Genomic DNA, 19,809 nt, shown 5'->3' with positions numbered 1-19,809 from the left:
ACACAGATGAGGATGAACAACAAAATTTATTACAGATTGAGGAAATAGATAGATGCTCCAAACGACTCTGGCACAGACTTTATCGATCGCCATAGAATCAGTATGTCCTCTAGCCTTATCAGCCTTATTTCTTGGATTCTGCGGAGCAGTGGTTGCAGCCTTTCAAAAAGCCATCCCTCAGATGAAACGGCTGCATTCTGTGCCTTGCAATTATTGTGTGTATTTTACAGGTTGTCATTATCTCAAATGTACCGTTCACCCGTCTAAAGCATTAACAGAGGAGGCGATTGACTGTCGTGACTTTGAACACCTATCCTACAGAAAATCCTGTTGCACTAAAGATTGTAAAAGTTAGTTAAGCGAAAGAAGGGAAACCTTGAAAATGCAAGGTTTCCCGATTAACCATCTATATAAAACAACTGGAGAACTCAGACCCTATTGAGGAGCAGCAACAAAGATCAAAGTTGTAATCAATATTACTACAGCAAGTGTAGGAACAATCAATAACACCCAACGGTAAACTGCGGCACTGCGATCTTGGACTCCATTGCCAAAAGTTCTCAATAATTCTAACCTTTGCAATTGTCGCAGATAAGAGGCATCATAACGGGCCATCCGTGCAAACGGAAGGTCACCTTGCGATCGCTGGGGCAAAATCCGCCGCCGTTGATACGGGACAATATCATCTCCGAAGTTTTCTTGATATTCTTCAGTATCAAGCAACTGATCGATAAATCCGCGCAATCCTTTGGTGGCTAAAACAATTGACCAAGCCAGCTTTTCTTGAGGATTATACACTTCACGTCCTAAAAAGCGTTGAATGCACATTTCGACAAACCGATAATTATTATTGGTGTCGTAATTCAAGCGCCGAAACGAATCCGAAAGAGCCAAACCGCGCATAAAACCGCGCACGGTAATTTCGCCGTGACGGAATTGCGATTCTAAAGCAAGTTGGCGATTAAACGCGATCATTTGTTGTTCATTAAACACCTGTCGATAACCCGCCCAAATAATTTCATCGATTTCTGTTCCTTTGGGCAAGTTTTCAGCGCTGTAAATCCTCGGTTGTTCATCCCCAGGAATTTCATAGTTTTTGACTCGCTGATTTTGGCTCGACAGTGGATAAGTTAAAAGGGGAAGATTCATGTCACACTTTTGTCCGTTGAGTTGTCAAAAAGGGATACTGATCCCCCTGAAGAAGGGGGACTTTTGGGAATTAGGTCAGTCCAGCTCGACTGATTTCGAGCAAAATGAAACTGGCAAAAATAACGCCACCTAAACCCCCAACTAGAAAGCCGGAAGTGAATAAACTCCAATCTTTGTAGCCTTTGATGTTATCGGGTAGAACACCTCGTGGTTTTTGTCCGGGTTGAAAGATTGCCGATCCATATAAGAACAAACAAATACTAAGAATCAGAACTAAACCGCAGGCACTACCGAATCCGGCTAAAAGAGCGGAATCTGTATCGCGCAGGGGCCCTAGTTTCAGAAATGGGCCCAGAAGCAAATAACCGTGGGCCATGCCAATTTCTAATCCTCGGGCAATGGGAGATAATCCTTTTCGATAAATAGGGAGATTTTTCACCCAAGTTAGACTAATCTCACTGGTGTTTAGGGGAGTAGCCAGATTACCTTGTTGGAAATCATTTTCGTAGGGTTGCACGATCCCTGAAAATAAAGGTTGGTTAAATTGAGTATCCCCAAATAAGGCTTCTGGATTGAATTTCATGTTACTGAAGACAAACCCAGCCGCGATCGCCCGTGCCCTCAGGGCGTGCCAAAAATGACCAGCTAAGAGCAAACTGGCAAAAATGATATGAAACAACATTAACCAAGTCCGCACAGTGATGGTGCCATCGACCGTTAAGGTTTCAGCAGGGCCATAGAATACGGAAGGATAGACCGTCTCATTCACCCAAACCAAGTAGGCAGCGAAGTAACCCATGTAAGCTAGAGCCGCCTGAGAGTAAGACAAATAAGCCTCACCCGACCAGACAAACAGCCCTTGAGCCACGGCAGTAGGCTGGGTATAAATATGCCAAATTCCACCTAAAATACAGAGGAGACCGATCCATACATGACCGCCCACCACATCTTCTAGATTGTTTACTGCGGCCATACCTTGCAGTGTCCAGCCATCGGGGGTAATGCCTACCACATAGCCAAAAATGGTTAGGGGATTGAGTGTGGGATCGGTGACCAAGCGAACATCGGCGATCGCCGGATCGTATAATCCTCCTACTACAGTTGCCTTCAGTACTAGCAACAGCGCCCCCATTCCCAGCAACACCAAGTGAATGCCGAGAATGCTCGTCATTTTACCCCCATTTTCCCAGTCATAGCCAAACCCTTTTACATCCAGGGTTTCCGGGCCAAGGACTGCATGATAGATCCCCCCAGCTCCCAGAATGGCAGAACTGATTAAATGAACCACACCAATGGAAAAATAGGGAACGGTATCAATAATTTGTCCTTCACCTCCCACTCCAATCCCTAATGTTGCCAGATGAGGCAACAAGATCAGACCTTGGTTATAAATGGGCAAGTCAGGATCGAGGCGTGAGAGTTCAAACAACGTCATTGCCCCAGCCCAGAGGACAATCAATCCTGCATGGGCAATATGAGCGCCGAGCAACTTACCCGACAGATTGACAAAGCGGAAGTTACCCGCCCACCAGGAATAGGGATTAACAGAATCTTTAACGTAGTCGGTTTCCGGAGAACTTCCTGGAAACGCTACAGAAGTTAAGTTAGCGCTGGTCATGTCAACTTACCTGTCCTCGTGTCGATGTAATGACGCGGCCTTCAACAAAGCTGTATCCTGCTGCTCGCAAGGCATGGAAGAGATGACCTTGTAGAAAGAAGAAGCCCAGCCAAAAATGAGCGTTGGCGAGCCAAACCCGTACAGTTAATGCACCATCCGTGCTGGTAAACACCGGGAAGCGATCGAACGTTAACGATAAGGTAGGGCCGTAAAATTCTATGGGAAATACCGTGGAGTTAACGGAGACAAACAAGGTAGCGATAAAGGCCATTAGGCTAACCGCACCGATGCTATACGAAAGATAGCCCTCACCTGACCAAACAAAGAGGTTTTTTGCCCAAGAGAATGGAGTCGTCTGGATGTGCCAAATTCCACCAAAAATGCAGATTGCACCGATCCAAATATGTCCACCGATGACATCTTCTAAGTTGTCCACACTGGCTAGCCAGTATTTTCCTTGAGTGCCAAAGAAATAACCAAAAATCACGGAGGGGTCTAAGGTAGGATTGCTGACAACGCGCACATTTTGTACTACAGGGTCATAAATTCCTCCTAAGATCGTGGCTTTGGCCACAAGGAGAAACGCGCCTATACCGAGTAAGACCAGATGAATACCAAGAATCGTAGTCATTTTGTTGGCATCATCCCAGCGATAGCCGAAGAAGGGAAAGTTTTGTTCCAGAGTCTTCGGCCCTTTGAGGGCGTGGAATATTCCGCCAGCTCCCAGGAACGCAGAGCTGATGAGATGCAAAACCCCGATGACGAAGTAGGGATAAGTATCAACGATTTGACCTCCTTCTCCGACTCCCCAACCCAAGCGCGCGAGGTTGGGCAGAACAATCAGTCCTTGTTCGTACAGAGATTGATCGGGTTTATACCCCGATACTTCAAAGAGGGTAATTGACCCGGCCCAGAGTACAATCAGTCCAGCGTGGGCTACATGAGCGCCCAATAGTTTTCCAGAAAGGTTGACCAGACGAGCATTCCCGGCTCGCCAGGGAATGGCTTGCATGGTGTCAGTGGCAACTGCCATAAGATACACTCCTCCTATTCAGATTGTTGTATTTGTAAGCCTGTAGGTACGATTAAGGTGACATCTTTGGCTACGAAGTCAAAGAACGTGTTAAACCGTACTCCTTTTTCCGCTATGCGGGCCCGATAGGCGTGCCAGATATGACCAACAAGGGCGATAAATCCAAGAGCGGCATGGACGCTTGAGAGGACGGCTCGGATTCCGGATTCACCAACCGGGCCGTAAAAGGCACTGGGATAAGCAATGTCGTTGACGGTGACAAAGCAAGCGACGCTGAAACCGGCGATCGCCAGCGCTCCTAAGCTGTAAGATAGATAGGCTTCTGCTGACCACACCAGCCTTTGCTTGGCCCAATCGAGGGGTTTAGAAACGATGTGAAAAATCCCCCCACTCATGCAGAGTATGCTCACCCAGACATGACCTCCGATCACATCTTCCAAGCTATTCACGCTGGCCATGCCGGTCATGGTCCAGCCATCGGGACTAATCCCCACGAGATAACCAAAGATTTGTCCAGGATCGAGATTGGGTTGCACCAAGCGGACTTGTTCAATGAGGGGATCGTAGATGCCCCCAAAGCGAGTGGCTTTCATCACCAGCAGTGCCGCTCCCATTCCCAGTAATAGGAGATGAATGCCGAGAATCGTGGTCATTTTGTTGCCATCTTTCCAGTCATAGCCAAATCCTTTGATATCCAAAGTATCCGGCCCGAGAACGGCGTGGTAAATTCCACCCGCTCCTAGGACAGCAGAGCTAATCAGGTGTAGCATCCCAATCAGGTAGTAGGGATAGAGATCCACGATTTGTCCTCCGTCTCCTACCCCCCAACCGAGGGTGGCTAGATGAGGCAGCAAGATCAGGTTTTGCTCGAACATCGGTTGCGAGGGATCAAACTGGGAAAGCTCAAACAGAGTCATGGCTCCTGCCCAGAGAACGATTAAACCCGCATGGGCAACATGCGCTCCTAATAATCGCCCGGAAAAGTCGATAAATCGAGTATTTCCTTCGAGTAAGGGGGCCCCAGATTGAGGATTGTCGCCTGGAGACCAGCCCAAGGCTTGGAAGGCTGGCTTCCAGAAGATTGATACGGCCATTTGCATTCCTCAAGTATCCAAACAACAGCGCAAATGAGAACTCGATACCCTCTATTCATGCAAGAATACTAAGGGAAAAAGAGTTTATCAGATGAGAATAATTTTCACTAAATTGAATTATAGGGATAGAGGCAATTTTCGGGAATAAAATTCACATATCGTTACATTCTCTGGAGAAAGTCGCCAAATAGTCGGTTTTATAGGCTTTACAGTGTTACTGAACGTTACAAGATTTCCAGGAGTGAGAGGAGCAGCGAATCTTAATTAAGAGTCTTTCTTAATTGAATAGGCTCTTAATAACTTTTATTTAGAGAATAGCTATTCAGTATATCGCAGTACTTGGGATTTGTTGCAAGTCAGTAGGACAGGATTTCCCTTCTTCTGTCACTTTCCACAAAAAAGGGGGAATGATGGTTTCTGCGTCAAGTTTAAGAAGTGCGATCGCTTAACTCGATTTTGGGAAATAGTTGAAAATATTGAGCAATATCTAGCTGATCCGTCTGATTAAGACTGTCTTCTTGCAGTTGAGTGAGTAACGTTTTGCTTTGCAGGAGCAGTTGGCGAATATCTAATCCGGCGTATTCTGGTTGATAGCGACTTAAGCGGCCAATACCTTCACCAAGTAAAATCATCGCCCCCCGCAAATTTTGATTACTGAGATGATAAATACCGACAGCAATTTGCAAAATCCCTTGATAGAGCGTGCGTTCGGGTTCAGAGGCTTCTAGCCAAATGGCTTCTAGGGTATCGTGACAAGCATAAAACTCTTGTTGATTAAATTGTTGAATGCCGTGCCAAAATTCGGGGGGCAGTTGATTACACATGAGATTCGGTTTTACTCAGACTCTTGATCGTCTTGATGCAACTGTTCTTGGATCTCTTCTAAACTATTATTACTAGAGGCGATCGCCCTCGAACAAGACCAACTACTGGGTAACATGGCTGGCCAGCCTTTACGGATTGCTTCTGGACAGATGGCATGAATGGTAAGTTGACAATCAATCATCTGTACACCGGTTTTCGAGGCTTGTTTTAAGCTTTGCTTGAGAATTGTATCATTCTTAAATTCTAGGGTTTGGTTGCACTGAACGCAGACAATGTGATGATGGTGATGGGGATAGGGATGGTTCAACTCGTAATGTTTGTGACCTTCAGCAAGTTCCAGTTCCCGAATAATCCCCATTCTAGCCATCAGTTTCACCGTGCGGTAAATAGTCGATAGGCTAATCCTCTCACCCCTCTGTTTGAGGAGATCGTGGAGTTCTTCGGCGCTCAGATGGTTTCCCCTAGGAAGATTCTGAAAAACATGCAAAATCGTTTCCCGTTGTGGAGTTAAGCGCCAACCTTTGGAATTGAGTTCGGCTTTGAGGGAAGTGGGAGTATATAGAGACATGAGAGACTCTCAAAAACAATGGTGTTCTCAAAATTATAAAGCTCGAATTACTGATTTGCAAAAAAACAAGCTTATTGAGAATAACTCGCAATGTACTCAACTCGACTGTTTCCGCTACATTCTCCATGACCTGACTCAAAGAATCCCCATCCGTTCAGTCTGGGGATTGCTCCAACGTCCTAAGCACTTTTATACTCGTCTTTAGATTCTGGTAAGGTAAGGATTTCTACTCCACTGTCGGTAACGGCGATCGTATGTTCAAACTGGGCAGAGAGCTTGCCATCTTTCGTGATGGCTGTCCAATTATCGTCTAAAACCTGCGCTTCATAAGTTCCTTCATTAATCATCGGCTCAATTGTAAATACCATACCTTTACGCAAGCGTTTGCCCTTGCCCTTTACCCCATAATGAGGAACCTGGGGAGCCGTATGAAATTCACGATTAATCCCATGACCGACAAAATCGCGCACGACAGAAAACCCATGGCCTTCTGCATACTCTTGAATCGCTGCGCCAATATCTCCAATTCTCCCCCCTGGTTTGACCGCAGCAATCCCGCGCATCATGCATTCATAGGTCACGTCTACTAACTTTTTGGCGACTGGAGAGGGTGTTCCCACAAAAAATGTGCGCGATGTATCGCCATAATAGCCATCAAGAATCGGAGTCACATCGATATTGATAATGTCGCCATCCTTGAGTTTTTGTTTAGCATTGGGGATACCGTGACAAATCACCTCATTTACACTGGTACAAATGGATTTAGGGAATCCATTATATCCCAACGGCGCACTAATGGCTCCATTTTCACGAGTCCAGCGCTCGGCTTCATCATTTAACTCTAAGGTACTGACTCCCGGTTGCACCATGGGTGCTAAGTGATCCAGTAACTGACTGGCTAAGATTCCTGCTTTCCGCATTTTGTCGATTTCACGCCGCGATAATAATACGATCGTTTCGCTTCCCATGTTTCTAATCTCTCAAAGGTCATCACTCTTTACCTATGATAGGGGAATCGGGGGATAGGGGGATACGGGGATGGGGAGATGTCCACCGATCTCTCTCGGGTGAAGCACGACAAGAAAGTTGACAAAAATTCATCAAAACTAATACTCATTCACTTTAGTTCAAAAAAGTACCCCAATTGCTTTAAAAGAGATTGCGAGTTGTTCAATCTCGATGCAGAAGAGGTAACCTCAAAAAATAACGAAGTGATGGTGCATACCGACAACAAAGGATAAAAAATGCCCATCATACCCTCCTTTACCTTAAGAATTGAGGAGAATATTATGAAAGAAACAGGAGTATTGAGCAGCCGTAATGTGGCCATTGTTGGCCCTTACATGAGTGGTAAAACCACGCTGCTCGAAAGTTTAGAATATGTCAGCGGCGCACTATCGCGCAAAGGCTCGACAAAAGACGGAACCAGCATTGGAGATGGATCGCCCGAAGCGCGATCGCAACAAATGAGTGTTGAAATTAATGTTGCCTCCACAGACTATCAAGACATTCATTTCACATTCCTCGACTGTCCCGGTTCCATCGAATTTGCCCAAGAAACCTACAACGCTCTTGTCGGCGTAGGTGCAGCCATTATTGTCTGCGAACCCGAACCCGATCGCATCCTCACCCTGGCTCCTCTCTTCAAATTCCTAGACGACTGGGAAATTCCCCATCTTGTCTTCATCAACAAAATGGATCGCGTCTGCACTGACGAAGAACGCTGCCTAACCAGTTTTTCCGCTCTGCTTACCGCTCTACAATCTGTATCTTCACGGCCCATCATTCCCCATCAATTCCCGATCGCCGCTCAAGACAAAATCATCGGTTATATCGACCTAGTGAGCGAACAAGCCTACCACTACCACCCCGATGCCCCTGCCGATCCGGTTCCCCTTCCAGAGTCCCTCAAAGATTCTGAAACTCAGGCGAGAACCCAGATGCTTGAAACCCTAGCTGACTTTGACGATCACCTACTCGAAGAACTGCTCGAAGATATCCAGCCCTCCCAAGAAGAAATCGTCAAAGATCTGAAAATGGAATTAGGAGCCGATTTGATCGTGCCCGTATTCCTCGGTGTGGCTTCCGAAGGCTATGGCGTGCGTCCGCTCCTGGAGTCCCTGAAACGGGAAGCGCCCTCCCCAGATGTCACTTCAAAGCGGCGTGGAGTCGATCTAGACAGCGATACCCCCATTGCCCAGGTCTTAAAAACCTTTTACACTCCCCAAGGCGGAAAAATGTCTCTGATCCGTGTTTGGCAAGGAGAAATTACGGAAGGCCTAGTCCTCAATGGAGTCCGCCCTGGTGGAATTTATCGCCTGTTCGGACAGCAACAACACTCAGTCTCCAAAGCCGGAATTGGAGAAATTGTGGCCCTAGCACGGATGGATGGGGTGTACACAGGAGATACTCTATCGCCAACGAAAAATGTGGAAGGACTACCCAAAGCGGATAGAGTCCAACCGGTTTATGCTATGGCGATTACCCCCCAAAACCGCAAAGACGAAGTCAAACTTACCCCTGCTCTCAACAAACTCCTAGAAGAAGACACCTCCCTCTATTGGGAACAACATGGAGACACCCATGAAGTCATCCTCTGGGGACAAGGGGAAATCCATCTCAAAGTCAGCCTAGAGCGACTCAACCGTAAATACAATATCCCCATGGCCACCCATTTACCCAGGGTTGCCTACAAAGAAACCATCCGTAAAACAGTTGAGAGTGTTCACGGACGCTATAAACATCAAAGTGGCGGTCACGGTCAATTTGGCGATGTCTACTTAAATATCCGCCCCTTGGAGAGGGGAGAAGGCTTTGCCTTTAATGACACCATCGTTGGTGGAGTCGTGCCTAAACAATATATTCCTGGTGTAGAAACTGGAGTACGAGAATACCTGAGCCAAGGGCCTCTAGGCTTCCCTGTGGTTGACGTGGGGGTTACCCTCACCAATGGTAGTTACCATAGTGTAGACAGTTCGGAACAAGCCTTTAAACAAGCAGCTCGGTTAGCCATGAACACAGGGATGAGTCAAGGTAAACCCACCTTACTCGAACCGATCGCCGCTATTACCATTTCTGCACCCACGGAATTTACCTCCAAAGTCTTGCAACTGCTCAGTGGTCGTCGCGGTCAAATTCTCGGTTATGAACCCTTCGACTCTTGGAAAGGATGGGATCAAACTTCTGCGTATCTTCCCCAAGCTGAAATGCAAAACTTTATTATTGAATTACGCTCTCTCACCATGGGAGTCGGTTTCTTTGATTGGAAGTACGATCATTTACAAGAAGTCCCCGATAAAATTGCTGATCGCGTGTTAGCAACTACGGCTGAATAGACGGCTTGCAGAAGTTAGGCAATGGTCAGTCAATTGTTAGGGTGGGTAGTGCCCACCCTGTCAAGCCGCCTATCTTTAATTAAGTTAAAACAACCCGGTTTTACTCCCTTGGCCTACGACAACACCTGCAAATACCTCGCCGAAAAATTCCCAGAGTCCTTCATCAAATGGTTGCTTCCCCTAGCGCAACTGACTCCCGTTGAAGTCCTCAAAACCGAACTAATACAAGAACCCATCCGCGCTGATTCTGTCACCTTCTTAAAAGCGGGTAATCAAATTCTACACATCGAGTTTGAAACCCGTCCCTATTCTAAACCTCCCCTACCGTTTCGGATGCTCGACTACTACGTGAGACTCAAACGGCAATATGGTGTCTCCGTGCATCAAGTGGTGATTTTCTTACGAGAAATGGTTTCCGAGGAAGCTTTGGTCTCCAAGTACGAGGACGGAGAAACCCAACATCCTTATCAGGTAATTCGACTCTGGGAACAAGATCCCAATTTACTCCTATCGTCTCCCGGTTTGCTACCCTTGGCCACCTTATCTAAAACGACTGAACCGCGCCAGTTACTACAGCAAGTGGCTAATCGGGTTGCTACAATCGAGGAGAGCCAACAACAAGCAGATGTCCTAGCTTGTAGTCAAGTACTGGCGGGTTTGAGATTTGAGAAAAAGTTAATCAGACAACTATTGAGGAAAGAGACGATGCGCGAGTCAGTGATTTATCAGGAAATTCACGAAGAAGGGCGGCAAGGTGAAGCCGTGTCTTTAGTTACTCGTCAATTGACACGACGAGTGGGGGCGCTTTCTCCGGAATTGGAAGCGCAGATTCAGTCTTTATCTGTGGAAGTTTTGGAAGATTTGGGGGAAGCGCTGCTCGATTTTACGGGAGTTGAGGATTTAGTATCTTGGTTGGCAGAGCGCCACTCTTGAGTTGAGGAAGTAGAACGGATGAGAGTTGATGAAGCGCTGGCGATCGCTGTTTCTAATCTGAATTTTTCTTATCCTGACCAACCCAACGTCCTGCAAAACCTCAATTTCACCATTCGAGAAGGGGAACGGGTAGGGTTAATTGGCCCCAATGGCGCTGGAAAAACTACGCTATTTTTTTGTTTGTGTGGGATCTTATCACCAACGAGCGGAGAGATTCGACTCTGGGATAAACCCGTTGAGGTGGGACAGTTTCGGCCAGAAATTGGTTTGGTATTTCAAAATCCCAACGATCAGCTCTTTTCGGCTTCTGTCTGGGATGATGTGGCCTTTGGGCCAGAAAATATGGGTCTGTCTCCCGATCGCGTGAAAGCCTGTACTGAAGAAGCCTTGAGCTTAACTGGAATGACCGAATTAGCCGATCGCTCTCCCTATCATCTATCAGGGGGACAAAAGCGCATGGTGGCCATTGCCTCTGTGTTATCCATGCATCCCCAAGCGATCATTTATGATGAACCCAGTGCTAATCTCGATTTGCGATCGCGGCGACGTTTAATCAACTTCCTCCAAGCGTCCCGAGAAACCCTACTCATTTCCTCCCATGACCTCGATTTAATCCTAGAAGTCACCTCTCGCACGCTTCTCCTCGACTCCGGTAACATCATTACAGATGGGCCGACAGTGGAAGTCATGGGAAACACGCAAACCATGATTGACCATGGCTTAGAAGTTCCCCACCGACTCCAATAATACAGTGCTTCCCTATTGCCTACTGCCTATTGCCTATTGCCTACTCATATTTTCCTTTCCCTCACCAAGCTTAAACGCTGCCATGCCCCCTGAGCATCGTAACTGCGAATTAACCGTAGGCGCTCAGTAGGGGAAATTAACCATCCCACCTCTAAAAAGAAGGGTTTTCTAGATTCCACATGAATAGGAGTCGTGGTAGAACTCCCATCGGGGAGTAAGAGGACTTGTACCGGTTGAGATCCTCCAGTAAATTCTAGTCTTGAACCTTCTAAGGTCGTGGTTGAGGTCAGGGAAATATCACCGCTCTTGAGTGTTTGAGTAATTTGATTACCCTCTCGTGAAATAGATAGGGTGCTTCGAGTATAGTTTGGGGGACGTAAGTCAGGATAGAGAGCGATCGCTTCTCCTTCCCAGGTTCCTAAGAGTTGATCGATCGTTAAAGGGGGACGTTCGGGAACGGTTGTGTCTCGGAGTTTTTCCCGAATCAGGGTAATTTGATCCAGGTAGCCTTTTTGATAAAGGATAACAAAGCGTAAACGGCGCTGTTCGTGAATGAAGCCAAATTCACCCCCAAAAGTGCCTACTGGGTTATAGTGGGCGCTGCCTTGGGAAAAGTGCCCATTGTCAAAGAAGAGAAGGTTGCGATGGAGAGATTTATATTCAAGTTCTAGAATTGGGGGTGGGGTTTCTCCTGGGGGAAAGCGTTGTACGGTTTGATAAACGGTTTGGTTGTTATCTCTACCTTCAAAGGTAACGACGGTGGGAGTATCTTTTTCAACGATGCCCAGGGGGGAAAGTTGGGTAAAGGAGCCATCCCAAATACCGAGGTTTTCTAGGAGATTTTGCCACTGCGATCGCATAATTTAGGGAATAGGGAATGGTTAATTTGTTGTATCTTCACAAACTTGAGGGAGTACTGCGCCGTTTAGACAAGCCTGTTGTGCCATGGCTACGGCTACTGCATCAAATACGGGAGTCGCCCATTGGGTAGCGGCTTCCCAGGATCTGGCTTTAGCAATAATTTCCCTGGCTTGGGCAACTTCTAGAATAGCGACATGCGGATTATATTCGGCTGCGCGTTCAATTAAGGGATGCCAAGCAAGAGAGTGACCTTCGCGATCGCTTTTTCCACCTCGAACTCTGGGACCGATGTTGCGTAAACCCTGCTGTTGATAGAAGGGTTGGAGTTTGGCTTGAATCCGATTTTCCCATAGGCGATCGCGCTGATGCAACCCCGTAACGAGCATTTGTGCCCCTGGAAAGGGGTTTGCTTCACTGACAACATGGGCATCGGCGGTTAAAATCATAGTCTGTACATTGCGATTCCCTTTATGTACACCCGCAATAAAGTGTTCTAAGGCTTGAAACCCGTCGAGATTTTCGCCATACATTTGAATGGTGGGAACCAAGACATAAAATCCGAGGGCGTTTAAGCGTTCATAGAGTTGATTAGCCGTAACCGTATTCCAATAGAGTCCTACATGGTAGCCATCAACTTTAGCTCCAGGTTGCATGGAGTTGCTGGTGTACTGAATGGGTAAAATGGCGATCGGACGGTTGGTGTTGATGCGAATGGGAGCAACATCGGCATGAGTCCAGTTTTTACCGGTGTAGTTATAACGCACGCGATAGATGCCTTGCCCGGCTTCAAAGCTATAGTTACGGCCATCGTCAATAATGGTGACTTGGGGAGTAGGGTCAAATGTTGCAGTTTGGGCGCGAGTTATTGCCTGTGGAGTGAGTCCATATAATAGGCTCAGAGCAATAATACGACCCATTGCTGACGAGACCACTATTCCCCAAATTTTGGATAAAAAGCTCATCGGGAAAATTGGGTTTGAAACCCCGCCCTTCCAGGGCGGCTTGACTTTCTTATTGTGCCACAACCACAGATTATGTACGATTTAGCTCTAAGTAGTATTAGAGAGCTATTCTCTCTTCTATAGATTACAGCTTAAAGCCTTAAACCCTAATCACTGCAAGCTTTTGCTAGAGTCCCTATTGCCTAGTGCGAAACGCTAGACTTCTCCTTCTGCTTGATGAAATGGATAACCATTACGGATCGGAGGATACGTTTTCCTGACTCCAGGAGACGCTACACTGGGAAACTCCTTCATAATTAGAGAAACGAATCAGGAGAGCGACCCATATGTTTCTAGATGACTATCGTCAACATGCCCAAGAACGGGCTGCCCTCGGTATCCCTCCCCTTCCTTTGGATGCCCCTCAAGCCTCTGAACTGTGCGAACTGTTGAAAGATCCACCAGAGGAACTCAAAGAAGAGTTACTGATGTTACTGCGCGATCGCACTCCGCCTGGAGTCGATGAGGCAGCTTACGTAAAAGCGGGGTTCCTAACGGCTGTTGCGAAGGATGAGATCCAGTGTCCGTTGATTTCCCATCAGGGGGCGATCGACTTGCTGGGGACGATGGTGGGAGGATATAATGTGCGATCGCTCGTTGATATCCTCAAAAGCAATGATAACGGCATGGCCAGTGAAGCAGCGGCTGCTCTGAGCAAAACCACCCTCGTCTTCGATGCCTTTAACGAAGTCCTAGAACTCTCGGAAGTCAACCCCTACGCTAAACAAGTCATCGATGCTTGGGCGAATGCCGTCTGGTTTATCCGTCGTCCCAAAGTAGCTGAAGCCATTACTGTCACCGTCTTCAAAGTTCCCGGCGAAACCAACACCGATGACCTTTCTCCTGCACCTCACGCCACTACCCGCCCTGATATTCCTCTCCACGCTCTAGCCATGCTAGAGTCTCGGATGCCAGAAGGCTTGGAAACCATTGCCAAACTGAAAGAAAACGGCCATCCTGTCGCCTATGTGGGCGATGTTGTGGGAACCGGTTCCTCCCGCAAGTCTGCCATTAACTCTGTTCTCTGGCACATTGGCGATGATATTCCCTTCATTCCCAATAAGCGGGCAGGAGGATACATCCTCGGTAGTAAAATTGCTCCCATTTTCTTCAATACCGCCGAAGACTCTGGCGCACTGCCCATCGAATGCGATGTTAGCAACCTGAACACTGGGGATATCATCACCATCCATCCCTACAAAGGAGAAATTACCAACCAAGCGGGAGAAGTCATTTCCACATTTGCTCTGAAACCCGAAACTATCCTCGATGAAGTGCGCGCGGGTGGGCGTATTCCCCTACTCATCGGTCGCAGTTTAACGGATAAAACCCGTGAAGCTTTGGGGTATGAAACCAGTGACCTGTTTACCCGTCCCAGCGTACCGAGCGATACGGGGAAAGGCTTCACCCTAGCGCAGAAAATGGTCGGGAAAGCCTGCGGACTGCCTGGCGTGCGTCCGGGAACCTCCTGCGAACCGATCATGACGACGGTTGGTTCTCAGGATACCACGGGACCGATGACCAGGGATGAGCTGAAAGAACTCGCCTGTTTGGGTTTCAACGCGGATTTAACCTTGCAAACCTTCTGTCATACTGCCGCCTATCCCAAACCGGTAGACATCAAAACCCACAAGGACTTACCCGACTTCTTCTCGACTCGTGCCGGGGTTGCTCTGCGTCCGGGAGATGGCATCATCCACTCCTGGCTCAACCGGATGCTCTTACCGGACACCGTAGGCACGGGGGGCGACTCCCACACCCGTTTCCCTCTGGGTATTTCCTTCCCCGCCGGTTCGGGGTTGGTCGCATTTGCGGCAGCCCTGGGAGTGATGCCGTTGGATATGCCAGAGTCGGTGTTAGTCAAGTTTACGGGAGAGTTGCAACCGGGGGTTACCCTGCGCGATATCGTCAACGCCATTCCCTGGGTAGCCATGCAACAGGGTAAGCTGACTGTCGCCAAAGAGAACAAGATCAATGTGTTCAATGGACGCATTATGGAGATGGAGGGCTTACCGGACTTGAAGTTAGAGCAAGCCTTTGAGTTAACGGATGCCACGGCAGAGCGTTCTTGCGCTGGTTCTACGATTAAGTTAAGTGCGGAGACTGTGGCTGAGTATCTGCGATCGAATATTGTGCTGATGAAAAACATGATCGCCAGGGGATATGAGGATGCTGTTACTCTAACTCGTCGCATTGCCAAAATGGAGCAATGGTTGGCCAACCCAGAGTTAATGTCAGCCGATGCAGATGCCGAATATACGGATAGTATCGAGGTGAATTTAAGCGAGATCAAACAACCCATTGTTGCCGCTCCCAATGACCCAGATAATGTCAAGTTAATGAGCGAATGTTCTGGGGATAAAATTGATGAGGTATTCATCGGTTCTTGTATGACCAATATCGGCCATTATCGCGCCGCCGCGAAGATTTTGGAAGGTGCAGGAACGGTAAAAGGTCGCCTGTGGATCTGTCCTCCAACCCGCATGGATGAACAACAGTTACGCGATGAAGGAATGTACGGTATTTTTGCCGCTTCTGGCGCGAGAACCGAAATGCCGGGATGTTCTTTGTGCATGGGAAATCAAGCCCGCGTGGAAGATAATGCCACGGTTTTCTCGACTTCTACCCGTAATTTTAATAACCGCATGGGTAAAGGTGCGCGAGTCTATTTAGGCTCGGCTGAGTTAGCAGCCGTCTGCGCTCTTCTCGGTAAAATCCCCACGGTGGAGGAGTATTTAGATATTGTTGCCAAGAAGGTCGATCCATTCAAGGCTGACTTGTACCGTTACCTGAACTTCAATGAGATTGAGGATTTCGAGGATTTCGGTCGCGTCATTCCTGTAGAACAGATGCCCAAGTTAGAGGAGGCTGTGGTGTAGTATAATAGTTGGGGTGAGTCGGATGACGGCTCACCTCCTCTTTCAAGTGTCACATTACTGATGAATATAAATGATTTGCTTAAAACAGGAATTGAATGTTACAAAGCCAAAGATTACGAAACTGCGCTTTTAGCATTCAATAGCGCTATTAGTGTGAACCCTAATTTAGCAAGTGCTTATCATTACTGTGGTTCGATTTATCTAGCCCTCAATCAAAAAGAAAATGCGATCAAAAATTTTCGTAAGGCTGAAGCTATTTTGAAGGATAAAGAATACAGTAAACTATGTAACAAACTGGAAGAAATATTAGTCGAATTATTTCCATCAAAAACACTCGACTGTCCAGAAAATCATAATAATGACGCTTTAGATTTCAGGGAGTATCAAAACCTTTTTTGGATAGATGAAGATGGAAACTGGTATGACGATCCACCCGATCATGATTTATATGTAGGTTATGATAGCGATGCTAATGACTATTATTGCGATCTTCTATCAAAGTTAACTAGTATCAAAGATTATCTTTTTAGTCGTCTAAAAAAAATTCAAACACTTGAGCTAAAGCGATCTCAAAATTCAGAATTTGACCGTAAAAAATTGCTTTCACAAAATTTGCCACTATGTAGCTCTCATCTAGATATAGCGCGTTTAATGGGATTTTCTGTGGGTTATCTCCGGTGTCTAGCGTTTTCTCGAAATAAATATCATTATCAGAGTTTTGAAATACCCAAGAAAATAGGAGGAAAGCGAAAAATATCAGCGCCTAATCAAATGCTAAAGAAAGCTCAAAAATGGATTCAAAACAATATTTTAGACAAAATCAAAGTTCATGATGCTGCTCATGGATTTAAGATAGAACATTCAATTCTAACCAATGCAAGACCTCATGTTAACCAAGATATTATCATTAGTTTTGATCTAAAAGACTTTTTTCCTACTATCTCTTACCGGCGAGTTAAGAAATTATTTAAATCACTGGGCTATTCAGAAACAGCTTCAATTGTTTTCGGGCTATTATGTACTGAGCCTATTATCAAAAATATAGAATTAGATGGCCAAGCTTATGAGTTAGTTTGCTGGACAAAAAGATGTTTACCACAAGGCGCTCCTTCAAGCCCAGGAATTACTAATTTGCTGTGTTGTAATTTAGATCAACGGTTGAGTCAGATGGCTAATAAATATGGCTTTATTTATACCAGGTATGCTGATGATTTAAGCTTTTCAGCATCGGGGGAAAGCCTGGACTATATTACTAATATTTTCAAAGGTGTTAGATCGATTGTGAGGTCAGAAGGTTTTACTCTTCATGAATCAAAAACCAGAGTTATGAGAAAACATCAACAGCAAAAAATAACTGGAATTGTAGTGAATCAGAAATTAAACATCTCTAGGAAGACTCTAAAACGATTCCGTGCCCTTCTATATCAGATTGAACAAGAGGGGTTTTTTGGAAAACATTGGGGACATTATAGAAATTATGATCTGCTACGTTTCATCGAGGGATTTTCTAATTTTGTGTATATGGTTAATCCAGACAAGGGAGTTCTATTTGTAGAACAAGTTAAAAGAATTAAAGAAAAACATCCTGTGAACATAAACAAAATTAGTCAGTCCAGTATCATTACTTTGATTTATTCCGAATTCCAAAGAATTGACTGTAGTCCTTCTACAAGACGTAAATATTTAAAGGAAACTTATGGAAAACAATCTCTTCAAGATTTGACAGAAGAGAACTTACTAGAATTACTCGATCATCTCAAAAGTACCGAGGCAGTATATAGCTTAACTAATAAAGAAATAAATTACTTTGTAAATATAAATGATCCGACCAGTATAAGTAAGGAAGATTTATTTTGATGTAGCTACAATTGAGTTTTAACTGTGCTATTCTAAGAAATGGGGATAATTGCTACACAGGTAAACTACCTTGCTATCAAGAGCGGTGCATCGCCGCTTATGTCTTGAGGCTAACTGTAACGAGGGAGAAACTACTTCAACCTAGCTTATAATCGCCTGCTCTATCGCCAATCGGCGAGATTACCAAAGAAGTAAATTTCTTGTTTGGTATTGTTCTACGAAGGGTGAATCTGTTAGCTTTTATCTCCTAATTTTTAGTTTGTAATGCAAGAAGGCAACCAGTAAAAACTTGTTGCCTATATTTATCAGAGTATTATCATTATGACTGAGCTATCAAGGGAAGGTGTACCCAAAGAAGACATTGTGCTGGCGTTTTACGTGCCTGAAACGCGGAAGTTTACGGACTTCGCGATCGCCTAAACCCTGATACTCACTGAGATAGGGATAATGGGGAGGGGGGTGTGGGGGCGATGCTATAATACCAGCATCCTGAACTCACCCATAGGAGGAAAATGCCAGCTAAAGACACTTACCATGATGCCGTAAAAAATGCCTTAATCAAGGACAGTTGGACAATCACTGCCGATCCTTATCCCCTTGAATATGAAGATGTTGAACTTTATCCCGACTTAGCTGTAGAAAAAGCTATAGAAAATGAACAACGGCAGCGCAAAATTATTATCGAAATTAAAACTTTCATCAGTCAATCCTTAATTAAAGATTTTGAAAATGCTTTAGGGCAATATATCTTCTATAGAAATATGATTCAATTGGCTCAAGATGAATACCAAGAAATCTATTTAGCCGTCAAGGATGAAATTTATCACACCTTCTTCCAAAGGAAATCTATTCAAGGTGCTGTAAAGTTAAATCAAATATCTCTGTTGATTGTCAACATTCAAAAGGAGGAAATTGTACAATGGATAAGTTGATGGGATATCGTCAATTGATTCAAAAAATACTAACAGAATATAATGAACTAGCCAATGGTTCGCAGAAAAAGAAATATAAAACTTGTTTAATCTTCGATGAAAATAGAGACCACTATCTATGGATGTCTATAGATTGGGTGAATGAGAAAAGAATTAATAATACTCATGTTCACATTCGGATCAAAAATGAGAAAATCTACATAGAAGAAGATTGGACAGAGGACGGTATTGCGACTGAGCTAATCAAAGAAGGTGTACCGAAAGAGGACATTGTACTGGCGTTTCATTCCCCCGAAACCCGGAAGTTTACGGAGTTTGCGATCGCCTAAACCGTGACGCTTAATGGGATAGGGATAATGAGGAGGGGGGTGTGGGGGCGATCGCCTTTGCTATAATACCAGTATCCTCGACTCACACATGGGAGGAAAATGCCAGCTAAAGACACTTACCATGATGCTGTAAAAAATGCCTTAATCAAGGACGGTTGGACAATTCTAGCCGATCCTTACAAGATTAAATATAAAGATGCTGAATTGTTCGCGGATCTCTCAGCAGAGAAGACTATTCTAGCAGAACAGCGCGATCGTAAAATTGTCGTTGAAATTAAAAGCTTTCTTAGTCCTTCATTGATGCGTGACTTTGAAATTGCTCTGGGACAATATATTCTTTACCGCAATTTTATTGGTTTAACCGAACCAGAATATGAAATTTATCTGGCAATTAAAGATAGTATTTACAAAAACTTCTTTAGCAGAGAATCTATTCAGGAAGTAACCAAACTAAACCAACTCTGTTTGATTGTGGTTGATATGGATAAAGAGGAAATTGTAGCATGGAAAGACTAGAACATTATCGTTGCTCAATTAAGAAGATTTTGACTGGGTATCATGAATGGGTGTCTGGTTCATCTCATCTAGGCCGAGAAAGTTGCTTAGTATTTGATGAAGATCATGACCATTATCTTTGGATATTTATGG

At 45.4% G+C, this 19,809-nt stretch carries 19 protein-coding genes and 1 pseudogene; 11 read left to right on the top strand and 9 right to left on the bottom strand.

The features are described 5' to 3' along the window. Positions 1–52 precede the first annotated feature (52 nt). Complete coding sequence (locus tag J7529_RS19230) at positions 53–355, top strand: hypothetical protein (RefSeq protein ID WP_271936985.1); 303 nt, start codon at positions 53–55, stop codon at positions 353–355. Between the two features lie 80 nt (positions 356–435). On the opposite strand, the gene J7529_RS19225 is transcribed toward J7529_RS19230, so the two are convergent. The 7 genes from J7529_RS19225 to map all read right to left on the bottom strand — a co-directional run bounded on the left by J7529_RS19225 (position 436) and on the right by map (position 7,255). Next, the gene (locus tag J7529_RS19225; RefSeq protein WP_318730315.1) at positions 436–1,149 is read right to left on the bottom strand and encodes a phycobilisome rod-core linker polypeptide; all 714 of its coding nucleotides are present in this window, start codon (positions 1,147–1,149) and stop codon (positions 436–438) included. 70 nt (positions 1,150–1,219) lie between these two features. Then, positions 1,220–2,767, bottom strand: a complete 1,548-nt coding sequence (locus J7529_RS19220) for a chlorophyll a/b binding light-harvesting protein (protein WP_318730314.1) — start codon at positions 2,765–2,767, stop codon at positions 1,220–1,222. Position 2,768: 1 nt separating this feature from the next. Then, complete coding sequence (locus J7529_RS19215; RefSeq protein ID WP_318730313.1) at positions 2,769–3,800, bottom strand: chlorophyll a/b binding light-harvesting protein; 1,032 nt, start codon at positions 3,798–3,800, stop codon at positions 2,769–2,771. Between the two features lie 14 nt (positions 3,801–3,814). Continuing rightward, positions 3,815–4,894 (bottom strand): chlorophyll a/b binding light-harvesting protein, encoded by a 1,080-nt coding sequence (locus tag J7529_RS19210; protein WP_318730312.1) that lies wholly within the window; start codon positions 4,892–4,894, stop codon positions 3,815–3,817. A gap of 428 nt (positions 4,895–5,322) precedes the next feature. Then, entirely contained in the window at positions 5,323–5,718 is a 396-nt protein-coding gene (locus J7529_RS19205; RefSeq protein WP_318730311.1) for a DUF309 domain-containing protein, read from the bottom strand. A gap of 11 nt (positions 5,719–5,729) precedes the next feature. Then, a complete protein-coding gene (locus tag J7529_RS19200; protein ID WP_271936995.1) occupies positions 5,730–6,287 on the bottom strand; it encodes a Fur family transcriptional regulator in 558 nt (185 codons plus the stop codon). 179 nt (positions 6,288–6,466) lie between these two features. After that, positions 6,467–7,255, bottom strand: coding sequence for a type I methionyl aminopeptidase (map, locus tag J7529_RS19195; protein ID WP_271936997.1), 789 nt, complete (start codon positions 7,253–7,255; stop codon positions 6,467–6,469). Between the two features lie 321 nt (positions 7,256–7,576). Here map and J7529_RS19190 point away from each other — a divergent pair, with 321 nt between their 5' ends. From J7529_RS19190 to J7529_RS19180, 3 genes are all read left to right on the top strand, one after another. Next, positions 7,577–9,622 (top strand): elongation factor G, encoded by a 2,046-nt coding sequence (locus tag J7529_RS19190; RefSeq protein ID WP_271937011.1) that lies wholly within the window; start codon positions 7,577–7,579, stop codon positions 9,620–9,622. Between the two features lie 108 nt (positions 9,623–9,730). Further along, positions 9,731–10,555, top strand: coding sequence for an Rpn family recombination-promoting nuclease/putative transposase (locus J7529_RS19185; RefSeq protein ID WP_413038927.1), 825 nt, complete (start codon positions 9,731–9,733; stop codon positions 10,553–10,555). Between the two features lie 18 nt (positions 10,556–10,573). After that, positions 10,574–11,302, top strand: coding sequence for an ABC transporter ATP-binding protein (locus J7529_RS19180; protein ID WP_318730309.1), 729 nt, complete (start codon positions 10,574–10,576; stop codon positions 11,300–11,302). Positions 11,303–11,346: 44 nt separating this feature from the next. Here the strand turns inward: J7529_RS19180 and J7529_RS19175 are convergent, their stop codons facing one another. Both J7529_RS19175 and J7529_RS19170 read right to left on the bottom strand, forming a co-directional pair. Further along, positions 11,347–12,162: a DUF3598 family protein gene (locus tag J7529_RS19175; protein WP_271937001.1), complete on the bottom strand. Its 816-nt coding sequence runs from the start codon at positions 12,160–12,162 to the stop codon at positions 11,347–11,349. Positions 12,163–12,183: 21 nt separating this feature from the next. Then, positions 12,184–13,080, bottom strand: coding sequence for a hypothetical protein (locus J7529_RS19170; RefSeq protein ID WP_271937003.1), 897 nt, complete (start codon positions 13,078–13,080; stop codon positions 12,184–12,186). 371 nt (positions 13,081–13,451) lie between these two features. Between J7529_RS19170 and acnB the strand changes: the two genes are divergently transcribed. The 7 genes and pseudogenes from acnB to J7529_RS24815 form a co-directional block, all read left to right on the top strand. After that, the gene (gene acnB, locus J7529_RS19165; RefSeq protein ID WP_318730308.1) at positions 13,452–16,043 is read left to right on the top strand and encodes a bifunctional aconitate hydratase 2/2-methylisocitrate dehydratase; all 2,592 of its coding nucleotides are present in this window, start codon (positions 13,452–13,454) and stop codon (positions 16,041–16,043) included. 60 nt (positions 16,044–16,103) lie between these two features. Further along, positions 16,104–17,900, top strand: coding sequence for a reverse transcriptase domain-containing protein (locus tag J7529_RS19160; protein WP_318730307.1), 1,797 nt, complete (start codon positions 16,104–16,106; stop codon positions 17,898–17,900). A gap of 318 nt (positions 17,901–18,218) precedes the next feature. Further along, a pseudogene (locus J7529_RS19155) lies at positions 18,219–18,320 on the top strand (element excision factor XisI family protein); the annotation flags it as partial. 92 nt (positions 18,321–18,412) lie between these two features. Then, on the top strand, positions 18,413–18,832 hold the full coding sequence (locus tag J7529_RS19150) for a XisH family protein (protein ID WP_318730305.1): 420 nt from the start codon (positions 18,413–18,415) through the stop codon (positions 18,830–18,832). Next, a complete protein-coding gene (locus J7529_RS19145) occupies positions 18,820–19,161 on the top strand; it encodes a XisI protein (protein WP_318730304.1) in 342 nt (113 codons plus the stop codon). The genes J7529_RS19150 and J7529_RS19145 overlap by 13 nt, the downstream gene beginning before the upstream one ends. 99 nt (positions 19,162–19,260) lie before the next feature. Continuing rightward, positions 19,261–19,677, top strand: a complete 417-nt coding sequence (locus tag J7529_RS19140) for a XisH family protein (protein ID WP_318730303.1) — start codon at positions 19,261–19,263, stop codon at positions 19,675–19,677. Then, positions 19,665–19,809: element excision factor XisI family protein (locus J7529_RS24815; protein ID WP_413038926.1), on the top strand; the 145-nt coding region annotated here is incomplete at its 3' end. The genes J7529_RS19140 and J7529_RS24815, both read left to right, overlap by 13 nt.

The organism is Roseofilum sp. Guam (genome assembly GCF_017746735.1).
Classification (GTDB): Bacteria; Cyanobacteriota; Cyanobacteriia; order Cyanobacteriales; family Desertifilaceae; genus Roseofilum; species Roseofilum reptotaenium.
Note: the sequence above shows the minus strand (reverse complement) of the source record. Positions and strands in the feature narration are given on the sequence as shown.